Here is a 13932-nt window from a genome sequence, read left to right as displayed (position 1 = left end):
ACCGTCATTGCTTTGGCAGTGGCCTTAACTAATCAATGAACAGGAGAAATAAAATGGAAGACTTTACCACATTAACCAACGAAGAATTAAAAAATCGGTTGGCATACCTTAAAGAAGAATTACAGGATGTTGAAAATGAACGCAGCTTTATCTTTAAGCAATCCGGCATGCATGTTTCCAGCAGCAAAATCTCGATGCAGATGGAAGAATTTGACACCGAAATCAAACGGCTTAAAAGTCAGATTGATGCCTGTACTGAGGCCATTACCAGTGGTGAGGCCTAAGGGCTGACCCCGGGGCAAGAGCAACCGAGGTACAACCGTGACTGCCATCGAAAGGAACCTAACTACCCAACAGCTCTATCAAAGAGCTACATAGCCGAATCATATAAGTGGATGCGTGTTTTTTGAAAGCAATCCCTGCGATTTATCGATATAGTAACCTCTTAACCGCCCGGTTTTATTACAAACCCCGGCGGTTTTTTTCGCTATCCGGTCGCTGCCACCGGCTCGGCAGATTAACCAATTCTTGATCGCTTTTTTTATAAATGATTGTTTTTCTGCTTAATTTTATACTATAATAAGTCGTGACTGAGATTACTTACAGAAAGGATGAAAAATTGAAAACACGCATTTATAATAATATTTTAGAAACCATCGGCCATACGCCGATGGTCCGGATTAATCATTTAAATCCCAACCCTCAGGTGGAAATGCTGGCCAAGTATGAGGGTGTTAACCCCACCGGCAGCATCAAGGACCGGATTGCCTTAAAAATGGTGGAACAGGCCGAGGCCGAAGGTATTTTAACCAGAGATAAGATTATTATTGAGCCCACCAGCGGCAACACCGGCATTGGTCTGGCGATGATCGCCGCTGTCAAGGGCTACCAGCTGGAAATCGTCATGAGCGAAGCCGTTTCCATCGAACGCCGAAAAATGATCCAGGCCTTCGGGGCTACTGTCACCCTGACTTCCCCCAACGAAGGTACCGACGGGGCCATCCGCAAGGTTCGGGAGCTGATTGCTAAGTACCCGGATCGCTACTTTAATCCCGATCAGTTCAGTAATAAATATAATAAGCTGGCCCACTACTCCACCACCGCCGAAGAAATCTGGGCACAGACCGAAGGAAAAGTGACCCACCTGGTGTCTTCCTTAGGCACCTCCGGCACCATTATGGGGGTGGGCATGGGCCTGCGCCATCATAACCCTGAGGTGAAAATTGTGGAAGCCCAACCGGTGCTTGGTCATTATATCCAGGGCCTTAAAAACATGGAAGAAGCCATTGTTCCGGCTCTGTATCAACCTGATGTCATCGATGAACACATCATGGTTGAATCGGAAATTGCCTTTGATTTTGCCCGTCATATTGTTAAAAAAGAAGGAATTTTTGTGGGTATGAGCAGTGGCGCCGCCATGTATGCCGCCACTGAGGTGGCCAAAAAAATCGATTCCGGCCTGATTGTGGTCATCTTCCCGGATCGCGGCGAAAAATACCTCAGTACCGATTTGTTTAAACTGTAGCATTTATAAATCTGTTTTTATAAACGGTTTTCTAAAACTCAGCATTATAAAAAGTCTTATTCTCGGTGAAAGCACATTAAGTGACAACACTCAAACCAGCGCGTCATCGCTGGCTTTATTTAAGCAATTCCAGAACAATCATAATTCAAGTCAGACACGTGTAAATGTCCTGGCGTGATGTAGATTAACAATCTGTTATCTGTATCATTACATTGAGCTATCCCCGTACGGTAAAAACACCCCTGGCTGATTATCGGCCAGGGGTGTTTTAGGTGTTTAACATCGGGTATGTAAAGTAACATTTTAACCACGGGAGCCATGATTGAATAAGTTGCAATCAATTGTTGCTTAAACGTATGATCTGAAGAAACTGGGCCAGAACACAATATGATAGTATCAAAAGAATGATCGGGTTGTCGTGGGCTGATTCTCATTCATGTCCGTTTCAGCATATCAATGGTGCTGGTATCTAGGCAGATAAAACAATCACAACTGACTAATTTAAAATAGTTTGATTTTTCCATTTATAGTGCATAATAAAAGACTATTATTTAATATCGTGAGGATACCAATTAAAAACGAAGCGCTCTTATCGACTGAGCCAGCGCCGCCAGAATCAACCATTTCATTGATTCAACTAAATACCAACCAAATTAACATCAAGCGCATCAGCTACTTCTTTTTTGGGATGCTCATTATTGAACCGTTTATTATCCTCTTGTTTGATCTGAAAGGTCTACTGCAGTCAACCGCGCAAGAAGCATGGATCGACGCCAGTTATTTCGTTCTCCATTTAAGCCTTTGGTTGATTTCTCTCTGCTGGATTCTGGCACTAAAGCAGAATACCAGTAAAATCGCTTTACTGCTTTTAGATATTGATTTTTTCAAACAAATCAATGATCAATATGGCCATCTGGTGGGTGACCAGGTTTTGATTCACATCGCCCAAATGATTGAGAATGCGGTGCCTGATAGTTTCACCGTCTCGCGATGGGGTGGCGAAGAATTTCTTGTGGCCGGACCGATGGTAAGCCTGGAACAGGCATTAAATCTAGCGGAAATGATCCGCGCCCAGATTGCCATCGAGACCTACCCTTCCACACAGTGGGAGATAACCATTACCACCAGTCTGGGAGTTTCATTGATAACCGGGGATTGCATTAAAAACTTTGATCACTATTTCAAACAAACAGATGACGCTTTGTACCAGGCCAAAGCATATGGCAGAAACCGGGTTGAACACTCTGTTTTGTAACCTTGCCAAGTAATCACTGCTTTTATTCAAGGTCCATTCAAGTTCCATTGGCTATAAATAATCGGGACACTTTGGCGCATTGTCGTTACTCTTGTTGACACTTCAGACTGCCGGCTAAAAGCCCGGTCACCGTCACTGTTTGAATCCATTTCAACACCATCAAAGTGATCCCCCAATCAGTCAGCAGTTAAGCGTTCTATAGCCATTGGTACAGGTGAATTTATCGTGAATGAGCCTCGTCCGGGCCGGTTTCTCTTGCCTGCTGCAAATTTTACGAAAGGAGAGCTCTAAAATGATTAGTTCAATCAGTCAAAGTGGTAGTGCTTCCAGCATTTGGCAGGCTTATCAAGCCAAACTAACGACCGCCAGCGAGACCAGCGATACCGGTGAAACCAGCCAGGTCGATGGCTCCATGCCGCCACCGCCAAAAGGTCCGCCACCACCACCAGAAGCCAGTGCCACATCCGACTCCACCGACTCATCCACCCTGACAGCGGAACAGGAAGATTTAATCAGCTCGCTGCTTGAAGAGTACGACGCCGCTTCACTCAGTGAAGAGGATGCCACCACCATCGTATCAACTTTGCGAGACGCCGGTATTCCTGCTGGCAGCGCCTTAGCTGATGCAGTTGAAGCAAACGGCTTTGATCTCCAGGAAATCCTGGACCTTGTTCCTGCGACAGAGAGCATGCCTAATGGCGGTATTTCGCAAAACTACATGCAAATCCGGGAATCAATGGGCAGCTTAAGCTTCCTGGATGATACCGAATCAAGCCAAAGCACCCAGACCAACCAATCATTACTATCGCTATTTCAACAATACCAGAACAACCAGAACACCAGTCAGGCCAGTGTGAATGTCCTGGCGTGATATGAATTAACACATTTACTAAACCCAAAGACACCCCTGGCGGATTATCGGCCAGGGGTGTTTTAGTTGTATGGCAACGGAAACGTAACATTATTAAAGAAATTTAAGACAGGGGGCCATGATATAAAAAGTTGCTATTCAAAGTTTTAAGCGGTTCAAAAAAGCCAAACATGGTGCTGCTGGATCAAGTTAAGAACATTTTAATTTTACTCTTTTAGTTCTTCAATCACCGCCACAAAGGTATCCACTGGTTGCGCGCCACTGACAGCCGTTGTTTCGTTAAACAAAAAATAGGGGACGCCATGTATCTGGTGGGAACGGGCATTTTTTTCATCTTGACGGACTTCTTTTTCATACGCCGATGATTCTAAAATGCGTAAGACTTCCACTTGATCTAATCCCACTTCACCTGCAATGGCCGTTAACACGTCAAAATCTGAAATGTTCAATCCCTCCGTAAAATAGCTTTTCATCACCGCTTCGGTATAGGCCTGCTGCTTGCCCTGATCCTTGGCGTAATGGGACAACCGGTGCGCATCAAAGGTATTGGTCGGCTGCAGTTTGTCAAAATTAAAATCCAGGTCAACTTCTCTGGCCGCATTGATGATATTGTTGTTAGCCGCTATGGCCTGTTCCAAACTCATTCCATATTTCTTGGCAATCAGTTGATTAATGTTCTCATCATAGCTCTTCCTGGCATTTGGATCCAATTCATACGCATTAAAAACGATCTCAGCTGCTGCTGTCATCCCTGTTTTTTCGAGGGCTAAGGCAAGTTTTCTTTCTCCGATATAACAAAAGGGACAGACATAATCTGACCAAATTTCTACTTTCACTGTTATTACCTCACAATTCTTACCGCTGGCAAGACCTTTCCATTAATTTTGCGTGCCTGACATACCAGCCACTGGTTTACAAACGTTGTGATCCCCTATGTTCGCTAATTATTGGGGCGAATCGAAGCGCAGGATCATATCATACCATTTTGAACCACCATGCACCGATTGCGATTCGCCGGAATTTTCAAACCCGAATTTTTGATAATAATCAATCAGCGAAGCTTTGCAGGTGAGAATCACGCCTTTGCGACTGGCTGATCGTGATACTGCAATCAAATGCTCCATTAACCGGGCGGCGATTCCCTGATTACGATAACCGGGGATCACATCGAGACCAAAAACGGTCTGGTAAGCGCCGTCTGGAACATGTCGATCAGCGTCCTGAAATAATTCATCCCCAATTGTCGTTTCATTGATGACACCCCCATTGATAAACCCGACGATTTTGTCATCCATTTCGGCGATAAAAAAACTCTCCGGAAAGACCTTGATGCGTTGTGCAAATGCGCTCCTGGTTGCGGCCTCGGCTGCCGGAAAGCAGCTGGCTTCCACTGCGGTGACTTCCTTTAGATCTTCAATTGTCACGTTTCTGATTTTTAGTGTCATTGTTTTATTTCTCCTTTTGCATGAATGATTGGGGACTTGTGAAACAGAGCGTACTTTTGCAATTCGTTTGGAATGGCACTATTGTATCATTTAATGGTGTTGTGGGAAAGATTATATCTGCTTTCTGGCAAAAAAACAAACCCACCGGTTTGATACCTGCGAGTATGTCTAAATATGATCCGGATGAAATTTTTATTCTTGACGCTGGTTTTAAACATATTGACATAAAGATGATTGCCAGCTATACTGTGCTTATCGTGCATGCACAGTATTTGAATCTGGAGGTAATAGGAAAGTGAACATCATCATTAAAAATTCTGCTGAAGTGCCTATTTACGAGCAGATTATGAACCAAATCAAAGCTGCGATCCTGTCTGGCGAATTAAAGGAGGGCGATCTTCTGCCTTCTGTCAGAGGCCTGGCCAGGGATTTGAATGTCAGCGTGATTACGACCAGAAAAGCCTATGACTGCCTCGAAGCTGAAGGATTCACCATTAATATGATGGGTAAAGGCTCTTTTGTTGCACCTCAAAACATGGAGCTGTTGCGTAAAACCCGCTTGATGGAAATTGAAAAAAGGTTGACCGATATCCTTGACTATGGTAAACCTGTCGGCATTTCAGGTGCGGATTTAAAAAATATTATCGACGTGTTAATCAGGGAGGAATAAACGTGAATGTAGTTTTAGAAATCAATAACCTTTGCAAAAACTATGCCGATTTCAGCTTGCAGAATATCAATATGTCGCTGGAAAAAGGAACACTGACCGGCTTTATCGGACCCAATGGCGCCGGAAAAACAACCACGATCAAAAGCATTCTGAACATGATCCAACCCGATCAGGGAAAGATCACCGTTTTGGGTTTGGATAGTGTCCACAACGATCTGGCAATCAAATCAAAGCTGGGGGTTGTGCTGGATGACGGTCATTTTTATGAAGACTTGACCTTACAGAAAATGACACGCCTGATTGCTCCGATGTATTCAACCTGGGACAATCAGGCCTATCATGCTTATCTGGATAAACTTGAATTGCCCGAGGATAAAAAGATCAAGCATTTGTCCCGGGGAATGCGGATGAAATACGCCCTGGTGCTGGCCCTTTCCCATGGGGCTGAGCTTTTTATTCTGGACGAGCCAACAGCTGGCCTCGATCCGCTGGTACGAAGTGAACTGATTGAAATCCTCAAAGACATTGTGTTGGCGGACAACAAAACGGTATTAATGGCGACGCATATCACCTCCGACCTTGATAAAATAGCGGATTATTTGTTTTTTATTGTTAACGGCCAAATTATCCTCCACGGGCCAAAGGACGAAATAAAAGATCAGCACGCCATTGTTAAAGGCGATCCTGCCCTGTTACTGCCCGATCACGTCGATCACTTTGTCGGCCTGAATAAATCCAGCTACGGCTTTGAGGGGCTAACCGATAATAAAGCCGCCCTCAAAAAAGTTCTGCCCAGCCAAACCGTCTATGAAGTTCCCTCAATTGAGGATATTTTAAACTACTATGCCAGGAGGCCATCATGCTAAAGTCAAACTTTCTTCATTTCACCAAAATGCAGATTTCGACATTCAGTCAAATTGTCTGGTTGCAGCTGCTCTGTATTGTGTTGTACCCAATGTATTTTAATCAGATTAACATAAACAATGATCGTGCCAATGTCATTGTTTTTGCAGTGGGACTTTTGATGCTATCCTATTTGCTTTTGCGGAATTTTGCTTTTAACGACGCCAAATATAAAACGAAGTTTCTATTTTGCCTCCTCCCGGTTACCCCGACAATCATTATCGGAGCCCGGGGCATCATCCTTTATCTCTTTTGTCTGGTTGCCACACCGCTGATCATTTTGTTTTCTCACATCAACCACGCCATCAAACCGGACATGTTTGCGATTGTGCAAACCGCTATTGTCCCTGATGGGTTATTGTTTGTTGCACTGTTTTTACCCCTCGAGTTTCTGATTTTTTATCTGTTCGAGGCCCAAAAATCCGATATTATCGGGGTGTTAGCGCTATTCCCGGCGATGGGCCTGATGTTGCTTTTATATAACGTGCTGCAGAGCAGTCTTTGGATTGCCGTGTTGATCCTTGCCATTTTTGCCAATGTCATCAGTTTCCGGTTTTCCCGGATGCTTTATCAACGCAAAAGTTAATGTGTAATTCTAGCTACTTGCATCGGAATACTCGGAACGTATCATTAAAATTTCTTCCCAGTTGTCAAGAAACAAGGTGATTACCCGAGGATCAAACATCTTCCCGCATTGCTCCACCAGATAGTGTCTTACCTGATCCAACGGCCAGGCCTCCTTATAGCAGCGCTTGTGAGAAACGGCATCAAAAACATCGGCTACCGATACGATGCGACTGAACACATTGATCTGCTCCCCGGCTATTCCCTGGGGATAACCGGTGCCATCCCAGCGTTCATGATGGCTTAAGGCAATGATCCCAGCTATTTTTAAAATTTTGTGGCTTGATTTTTTCATAATATTATAGCCGATGGTCGTGTGGGTTTTAATACAATCGAACTCTTCCCGGGTCAAGGGGCCCGGTTTGTTGAGAATATGATCAGGTATCCCGATTTTGCCAATGTCATGCATCGGTGCTGCGATTTTTAACAGCATAGCGTCTTCCTGATTCAAGCCATACTTAAGCCCGATTAGATGTGAGTATTCCGCTACCCGCACCACATGCTTGGCAGCCTCCTGAGAACGGGTCTCGATGATCTCACCCAGAGTATAAATGACTTCTTTCTGGGTATCAATTATTTCTTCATTCACCTTCTGTAGATATTCCTGAGCCTGTTTCATCTCGGTAATGTCCTGAATAACACCGATGATCCCCGCCACTTCACCAGCCTGGTCAGTAAAGATAGCTTTGTTAAAAATAACACATTTATTTTTGCCAGTCGAGGACACGATTTGGAAATCATAAACCTGAGGTGTTTTAGTCTTCAACAGTTCGACATCGGCCTGATGATAAGCCTCTGCCAATTCCCGGGACGAAATATCAAACACCGTTTTACCGATGTAATCCGATGGCGCCAAACCAATCGCCTCTTCGAAGGTTTTGTTACCACCAAGATAGACCAGATCTTTATTCTTGTAAAAAATCGGTGAAGGTACCGCATCCATCAGAGCATTTTGAAAATTCATGACATTATACAGTTCAATCATGGTTTGATGGATCTTGATGTTGGTAAAACTCAATTGCGAGATGTAACTGGCCATCTTGGTATAAAACTTCATAGCGGTTTCCACCTGTCGACGACTAAAGCGTGGAACCCGCTCCAATGCCGCCATATAAGCTTCCTCATCAAATCCAAATTCTCTGGCTTGATTTTGAAAATAGTCGTAATCGATGGATTCATCAGTGTAAAAAAACTGACCCAGGTAAATATGCCCCATCCGCTGATTTCCCAGATAAATCGGGGTGGCAATGTCCCAAAGGTTATTTTTACACTTATAGCTCCGGTATTCCCCCACTTCGATTCCTTTGGTTATTTCAAAATCACTTTCCAGGCAGTTTTTACAGGAAGCCGGATTAAGCCGATGAAAGTTGACACAGATATCCTGCCATCCTTCTTTGACAATGATATTGCCATTCATATCAATAATCCCCACCGGGATCCCGGTCAGTTCGTAAAAATAGTCCATGATATTCTGGAACAGGGTGGCATCCATCACATCACCCAGACTCAATTCAACAGCGGTAGTCGGGAATTCCATCAGCAGCTTTTTGGGATCGCTGAAATAATTTTTTGTTTCTTCCGGAACACCTGCACTGATGTTCAGTAGCACCTACTCCTGAGAATCCACATAAATTCCCCGCACGTCGATATGAATCATGTGGTTAGCCTGATTGGTAAAATAAGTTTTGAAAGCAAAGTGATGGTCCTTTTTTATCTTTTCAAAATATGCCAAAAATTGGGTTAAGGTTAGGCCGAAATTCAGATCTAAAATATAAATGCCGTTTAGTTGCTCAAGCTTCTGCTCAAGAAATTCGGCACAGGCGGCGCTGGCACCCAGGACAATCCCCTGGGCATTGACCATCATGATCTTGTCATTGATTGTGTTTTTTTCCATCACATTCTCCTTTTGGCGGCATCCAATTCTGGCCGAGATCAACAGCGCTACCGCCGTTACTACAACGAAGGTAGCGCTGCACCACGGCTTCCCAGGTGTAGTTGTCAACACAAATTTTCCGGGCCCGGTTGCGGACTTCCTGTCGAGCACTGTTGCTGAGCCCCGCATAATAGTTAAGCAGATAATTTAGCGACCCTGCTAGGTCAAAAACCAGCTCACTATCAAGTGCTGGCGGCCTAAAAGCCCCATCGGCTTCGCCCTGGTCAAAAATGTCTCCAAAAATCTGGCGATAGATGCTGATCACTTCGGCAAAACCACTGTGGTTGGTCAGCACCGGGATGATCCCTGATGCCAGTGCTTCAACGGCCACCAACCCAAATGCCTCGGGAAAAATTGATGGAGCTACGGTAATTTCGCAACAGGCAATCAGGCTTTTTAAATGTTGATGATCGAGATAGCCGGTGAAAACAATCGCTTCCCGGATGGCTCCGGTGGCGGCTGCTAGATAAGCGCTGGCAAAATCCGGGTCATTCAATTTATTTAACAATGCTTCAAAATAAACGGAAGCATCGGCAGCAATGGTGGCATCGACACTGTCCGGTTTCCTGATTAGTGTGATAAAGGTGCCAGATCCCCCTGATCCAGAGCCTTTATCAGAGTTTCAAAATAATCCCGGGATGACCCAAAGCCTACCAGAATGATTCGCAGTCGGTGATTTTTCATCAGCATCAGCGGCGCTGCCGCAATCAGTAACTGTACCCCTTTTGTCCACAAATACTTGCCATAATATAAGATGATTTTTTCATCCGTAAAGTCAATCCGACCCAGCTTACGAACGACGTCTTCATCGGTCTGCCAGAGCGCCGTCGCAGCTGAGGGCTGTCCAGCGATCAAGGGGGGCGCTGCCAGCCTGGCCAGCAGACCATCGATCTCGGCCTGTTTCTCACTGCTATCATTTATACTGATAAAATTCTTCAGATCCACCCCGCCCGGAATCACCAGCGATTTTGCGTAAAGACTTGGGTCATTGTCAAAAAACGCCAGAAACTCCAGTCTGGAATACTGACTGATAAAAACTACCCACTCGGCATTGGCCAGAGCTTCCCGGGCGTATTCCTTTAACAAGAGACTGTGGCGCACCGAAAAATTCAAACAGCTACCGTGAACGGTCATCACGTGGCGGCAGTGGCCCAGTCGACTCCGGGCTACATAAACCGGCTGCATAATGCTATGGTTGCTTAAGACCAGAGCGGTGCGCCCCGGGTCGACGACAGCATCCAGCGCTCAACGGTTATCTTCAATATAGGCTTCAATTTCTGCTGGGGTACAGTCAGAATAGGTTTTTACCACATAACCCGGGTAATTGTCATAAACATAGACTGGTAAAAAACCATTCAGATTGGGTCGATACAACTGACATTTCCCCGGATAGGGGGTCGCTTGTTGATAAACTATTGTAATATTGTGGTTGTGGCGATCAAAGTCCCAGGCGGTTTCGATAAAGTCAAACAACTGGGGCTTTTCTTCCTGACAGAACAACTTTACCTGATGCCCCAGCTTACACAATTCCCGACAGGTATTTGCGACAAAGAGGTTACTGCCGGTACCTCGTAAAAAGTATCCGTGTACCATTACAATCTCCATCTTTCTTCCCCCATTTGATCGTAAACTAGCCTCAGTTTTGATGCTGCGACAAGGCCAACCGGCTTGCTCGTTGTATACCCCATCCTGTTATTTTTTCTCAAAAATATTTTTAAAGCGATACCTCTGGGCAAATTTTTTTATCATTTCACAATTTTTTATAATTTTTGGTGACAGTGCTGATTATTTGTACTTTGATTGGTTATAAATATAACAAAATAAACAAATCACTTTCACCGTAACTTGTTAGGAGAATACCAATGAATAAATATGGAACCCTGAGAGAAAAAAAAGGCAACAGCCTGATTGACTTTCCCGATAATTATGTCATCATTGACATTGAAACCACCGGATTCAGTCCCCACAACTGCGAAATCATCGAAATCGGCGCCGTCAAGGTACGGGACAATAAAATCGTTTCGGTTTTTCAGATGCTTTGTAAACCCCGCAACCCCATCAGTTCCTATATCACCAGCCTGACGGGAATCACCAATAACATGCTGGCCGATGCGGCCCCCATTGCCGAAGTGCTTTCCGCCTTTACTGCGTTTATCGGCGACCTTATTTTAATTGGCCATAAGGTCAATGCCGACGTCAATTTTTTGTATGATCACTGTAAGCTTTACATCAATCATGATCTGACCAATGATTTTATCGACATCCGGGAGTTGTTTAGGGAACGGCAGCGTTCGGTTCTCAATTCCCAACTGACCTCACTGTGTGAAAAATGCGCCATTCAGAACACCAATGCCCACCGGGCTCTATCCGACTGTCTAGTCAGCAATAATCTTTATCAGTCCCTGAAATATCATCAGGGTTCTCTGACCTGTGTGGATGAACTTAATACCCTGATCCTGGCCAGGGAATTTAATCACAAACATTCCCCCTATAAAAAGAAATGCCAGCATCTGACCACCAGCAGGGATCAGTTTGCCCGGATTTCGCTGTGATTGCCAACTTTCTATTTTCCCCTCAATAAGGGCGACGGCTGCTTTGGCACCGCCGCCCTTTTTTAATCAGCACCACGGCATTTTCTGGATGTCTCGATCATGAAAGGAAGGACTTTATGAAATTTCGCAATCTTTCCATTAAATACTCAATGATGATCGTCCTGGTTGCGATCATTACACCCCTTTATTTTCTCTTTGCGATGATCAACTACAACAGCATCCGCAACGGCATTCTGAATAATACCCAGCTGGCCATCAACCAGACCCGGATCAACATCATTGATACCATTATCAGCACTGAAAAAAGCTACGAGCTGGTATCCACCTATTATGATGAGATGATGGCCGAGAGTCTCCAACTGTTTAATGCCGAATATGAGACGCAAAAGGGCAATGTCTCGGCCATCGATCTGGACGCCATCAAAGCGCGTTACCATAATAATCTGGATCTGTATATTATTGATGAAAACGGAGTCATCATCCGGACTACCTTCCCCTCGGCCCTGGGCATTGATTTTAAAACGGTACCGGATTTTTTTAAGACTCTCACCGAACTGCGCCAGAGGCATGATCCGGAAATCTCCCATGTCACCACCGATTTAGTCACCGGGGAGCTGCGCAAGTGGGGGTATATCCCCACCGCCGACCATCGTTATGTGCTAGAGGTGGGCATTTCGCCCGGCTCGCTGTCACAATTTATTACCCAGCTCAACTACACCGATATGGAAAAAACTGTACAGGACAATAACCCCTTTATTGCTGACATCACGGTCTATGACAAAAACCACATCATGCTGGGTAGCGGTCAAACCGAAACCGACCCGGCCCGGATCGCCATGATTGATACCGTCATCAGTAATGGCACCGACCAGATCATCACGGGCGACCTGGGCCTGCTTGATCAGGAATACATTTATGTCAACACCTTCCCCGGCGGCATGAACGATTCCCAGAAGGTCATTGCCATCCGTTATCAGTATGACGATATTATCCGCCAGATCAATGGCACCCGGATGGCCACCCTGCTGGTCTTTCTGACTTACACCGTCTTTAGCCTGCTGCTGATCTATTTCCTGGTGACCCGCTCCATCACCGAGCCTTTGATCCGCCTGACCAACCGGATTAAAGGGGTCTCCGGCACCAACCTGGATTTTTTCATGCCGGTTTCCGGCAGCAACGAACTGGGCCAGCTGACCCAGTCCTTTAATGAGCTGTCGGCCAAGCTACAGTCGACCCTGGTTACCAAAACCTACCTGGAAAACGTCATCGATTCGGTCGGTGATATTCTGATTATTATGGATAGTGATCTTAAAATCCTCCGGATCAATCAATATACTAGGCTGTTTCTGAGCAAGCACTGTGGCCAAATCGTCGGTAGCCCGATTGACACCATCTTTGACGGCAGTAGCAGCCTGCGTGATTTGCAGGCAAAGTTGATTTTAAACCCCCGCCTGGAAAACATCGAAGGCACCATGATTAAAGACAACCATCAGAAAACCACCGTAATCGCCTCGATTTCTGCCTACCGCAGCGAGGATGGGCAAATCCTCGGCTATATCTTAAACGCAAAAGACATCAGTAAAACCAAGCAGATCTTAAAAAAACTGGAAGAATCCAACCTGTTTTTGAAAAAGCAGGAGTCAATTCTGCTTACGCAATCCACCATCGATGCCCTCACCGGAGCCTGCAACCGGGGCTGTATCTTTAACATTCTGGAGGATATCCATGCCAATACCCCATTACTTTATTCGACCTTTTCGGTGATAATGATTGACCTTGATCATTTTAAATCCGTCAACGACCGCTTTGGCCATCAGGCTGGTGATACGGTGCTGGTGGAAACTGTCCAGATCATCATGGATAACCTCCGCAAAAGCGATTTTCTGGGCCGCTATGGCGGCGAAGAGTTCCTAATTGTGATGCCGGACACCACCCTCAACGAGGGCTACCAGATTGCCCAGCGGATCCGGATCAAAATCAAAGATACCCGTTTCTACCACGATCGCATCGAGCTGACCATCAGCGGTGGAATTGCCGAGTGGGATCACAACAGTGTCAGCGAGCTGATCGAAACGGCCGACCGGCTCCTCTATCAGGCTAAAAAACAGGGCCGCAACACCATTTTGCGGACCGAAAAATCTTAATCAAACTATC

17 protein-coding genes are annotated in these 13932 nt (G+C 45.3%); 10 read left to right on the top strand and 7 right to left on the bottom strand.

Translation table 11 applies throughout. The annotated features are described in order from the left end of the window. Positions 1 to 53: 53 nt before the first annotated feature. From ACWI_RS02330 to ACWI_RS02315, 4 genes are all read left to right on the top strand, one after another. Complete coding sequence (locus ACWI_RS02330) at positions 54 to 284, top strand: hypothetical protein (RefSeq protein ID WP_070369832.1); 231 nt, start codon at positions 54 to 56, stop codon at positions 282 to 284. Between the two features lie 347 nt (positions 285 to 631). Then, positions 632 to 1525: a PLP-dependent cysteine synthase family protein gene (locus ACWI_RS02325; RefSeq protein ID WP_070369906.1), complete on the top strand. Its 894-nt coding sequence runs from the start codon at positions 632 to 634 to the stop codon at positions 1523 to 1525. Positions 1526 to 2084: 559 nt separating this feature from the next. Next, a complete protein-coding gene (locus ACWI_RS02320; RefSeq protein ID WP_070369831.1) occupies positions 2085 to 2780 on the top strand; it encodes a GGDEF domain-containing protein in 696 nt (231 codons plus the stop codon). A gap of 292 nt (positions 2781 to 3072) precedes the next feature. Then, positions 3073 to 3651: a hypothetical protein gene (locus ACWI_RS02315; protein ID WP_070369830.1), complete on the top strand. Its 579-nt coding sequence runs from the start codon at positions 3073 to 3075 to the stop codon at positions 3649 to 3651. Positions 3652 to 3857: 206 nt separating this feature from the next. On the opposite strand, the gene ACWI_RS02310 is transcribed toward ACWI_RS02315, so the two are convergent. Continuing rightward, positions 3858 to 4487 carry a DsbA family oxidoreductase gene (locus ACWI_RS02310; RefSeq protein ID WP_070369829.1) on the bottom strand — a complete coding sequence of 210 codons (630 nt, stop codon included), beginning with the start codon at positions 4485 to 4487 and terminating at the stop codon, positions 3858 to 3860. 108 nt (positions 4488 to 4595) lie between these two features. Further along, on the bottom strand, positions 4596 to 5096 hold the full coding sequence (locus ACWI_RS02305; protein WP_070369828.1) for a GNAT family N-acetyltransferase: 501 nt from the start codon (positions 5094 to 5096) through the stop codon (positions 4596 to 4598). Positions 5097 to 5134: 38 nt separating this feature from the next. Here ACWI_RS02305 and ACWI_RS02300 point away from each other — a divergent pair, with 38 nt between their 5' ends. The 4 genes from ACWI_RS02300 to ACWI_RS02285 are packed head-to-tail and all read left to right on the top strand — an operon-like array spanning position 5135 to position 7255. Further along, complete coding sequence (locus tag ACWI_RS02300; RefSeq protein WP_070369827.1) at positions 5135 to 5395, top strand: hypothetical protein; 261 nt, start codon at positions 5135 to 5137, stop codon at positions 5393 to 5395. Next, entirely contained in the window at positions 5392 to 5766 is a 375-nt protein-coding gene (locus ACWI_RS02295; protein ID WP_070369826.1) for a GntR family transcriptional regulator, read from the top strand. The genes ACWI_RS02300 and ACWI_RS02295 overlap by 4 nt, the downstream gene beginning before the upstream one ends. A gap of 2 nt (positions 5767 to 5768) precedes the next feature. Further along, positions 5769 to 6632 (top strand): ABC transporter ATP-binding protein, encoded by an 864-nt coding sequence (locus ACWI_RS02290; RefSeq protein WP_070369825.1) that lies wholly within the window; start codon positions 5769 to 5771, stop codon positions 6630 to 6632. Then, positions 6626 to 7255, top strand: coding sequence for an ABC-2 transporter permease (locus ACWI_RS02285; RefSeq protein ID WP_242871563.1), 630 nt, complete (start codon positions 6626 to 6628; stop codon positions 7253 to 7255). Before ACWI_RS02290 ends, ACWI_RS02285 begins: the two co-directional genes overlap by 7 nt. A 9-nt stretch (positions 7256 to 7264) precedes the next feature. On the opposite strand, the gene ACWI_RS02280 is transcribed toward ACWI_RS02285, so the two are convergent. From ACWI_RS02280 to ACWI_RS02260, 5 genes are all read right to left on the bottom strand, one after another. Further along, positions 7265 to 8902, bottom strand: coding sequence for a PocR ligand-binding domain-containing protein (locus tag ACWI_RS02280; RefSeq protein WP_070369824.1), 1638 nt, complete (start codon positions 8900 to 8902; stop codon positions 7265 to 7267). Then, positions 8903 to 9187 carry a hypothetical protein gene (locus ACWI_RS02275; protein WP_070369823.1) on the bottom strand — a complete coding sequence of 95 codons (285 nt, stop codon included), beginning with the start codon at positions 9185 to 9187 and terminating at the stop codon, positions 8903 to 8905. Then, positions 9165 to 9734 (bottom strand): glycosyltransferase, encoded by a 570-nt coding sequence (locus tag ACWI_RS02270; protein ID WP_070369822.1) that lies wholly within the window; start codon positions 9732 to 9734, stop codon positions 9165 to 9167. The genes ACWI_RS02275 and ACWI_RS02270 overlap by 23 nt, the downstream gene beginning before the upstream one ends. 62 nt (positions 9735 to 9796) lie before the next feature. Next, positions 9797 to 10411, bottom strand: a complete 615-nt coding sequence (locus ACWI_RS02265) for a glycosyltransferase (protein WP_070369821.1) — start codon at positions 10409 to 10411, stop codon at positions 9797 to 9799. A 60-nt stretch (positions 10412 to 10471) separates the two neighbouring features. Further along, complete coding sequence (locus tag ACWI_RS02260; RefSeq protein ID WP_070369820.1) at positions 10472 to 10831, bottom strand: NADPH-dependent FMN reductase family protein; 360 nt, start codon at positions 10829 to 10831, stop codon at positions 10472 to 10474. A 257-nt stretch (positions 10832 to 11088) separates the two neighbouring features. Between ACWI_RS02260 and ACWI_RS02255 the strand changes: the two genes are divergently transcribed. Both ACWI_RS02255 and ACWI_RS02250 read left to right on the top strand, forming a co-directional pair. Further along, entirely contained in the window at positions 11089 to 11778 is a 690-nt protein-coding gene (locus ACWI_RS02255) for a 3'-5' exonuclease (protein ID WP_070369819.1), read from the top strand. A 116-nt stretch (positions 11779 to 11894) separates the two neighbouring features. Continuing rightward, on the top strand, positions 11895 to 13922 hold the full coding sequence (locus tag ACWI_RS02250) for a sensor domain-containing diguanylate cyclase (RefSeq protein WP_070369818.1): 2028 nt from the start codon (positions 11895 to 11897) through the stop codon (positions 13920 to 13922). The last annotated feature ends 10 nt before the right edge of the window (positions 13923 to 13932 follow it).

The sequence above is a fragment of the Acetobacterium wieringae genome (assembly GCF_001766835.1).
Taxonomy (GTDB): domain Bacteria; phylum Bacillota; class Clostridia; order Eubacteriales; family Eubacteriaceae; genus Acetobacterium; species Acetobacterium wieringae.
Note: the sequence above shows the minus strand (reverse complement) of the source record. Positions and strands in the feature narration are given on the sequence as shown.

What these genes read in the sequence shown, in the direction of transcription:
- ACWI_RS02330 (WP_070369832.1), top strand. Translation starts at nt 54, where the DNA reads ATGGAAGACTTTACCACATTAACCAACGAAGAATTAAAAAATCGGTTG.
- ACWI_RS02315 (WP_070369830.1), top strand. Translation starts at nt 3,073, where the DNA reads ATGATTAGTTCAATCAGTCAAAGTGGTAGTGCTTCCAGCATTTGGCAG.
- ACWI_RS02305 (WP_070369828.1), bottom strand. Translation starts at nt 5,096, where the DNA reads ATGACACTAAAAATCAGAAACGTGACAATTGAAGATCTAAAGGAAGTC.
- ACWI_RS02285 (WP_242871563.1), top strand. Translation starts at nt 6,626, where the DNA reads ATGCTAAAGTCAAACTTTCTTCATTTCACCAAAATGCAGATTTCGACA.
- ACWI_RS02275 (WP_070369823.1), bottom strand. Translation starts at nt 9,187, where the DNA reads ATGGAAAAAAACACAATCAATGACAAGATCATGATGGTCAATGCCCAG.
- ACWI_RS02265 (WP_070369821.1), bottom strand. Translation starts at nt 10,411, where the DNA reads ATGCAGCCGGTTTATGTAGCCCGGAGTCGACTGGGCCACTGCCGCCAC.
- ACWI_RS02260 (WP_070369820.1), bottom strand. Translation starts at nt 10,831, where the DNA reads ATGGAGATTGTAATGGTACACGGATACTTTTTACGAGGTACCGGCAGT.
- ACWI_RS02255 (WP_070369819.1), top strand. Translation starts at nt 11,089, where the DNA reads ATGAATAAATATGGAACCCTGAGAGAAAAAAAAGGCAACAGCCTGATT.
- ACWI_RS02250 (WP_070369818.1), top strand. Translation starts at nt 11,895, where the DNA reads ATGAAATTTCGCAATCTTTCCATTAAATACTCAATGATGATCGTCCTG.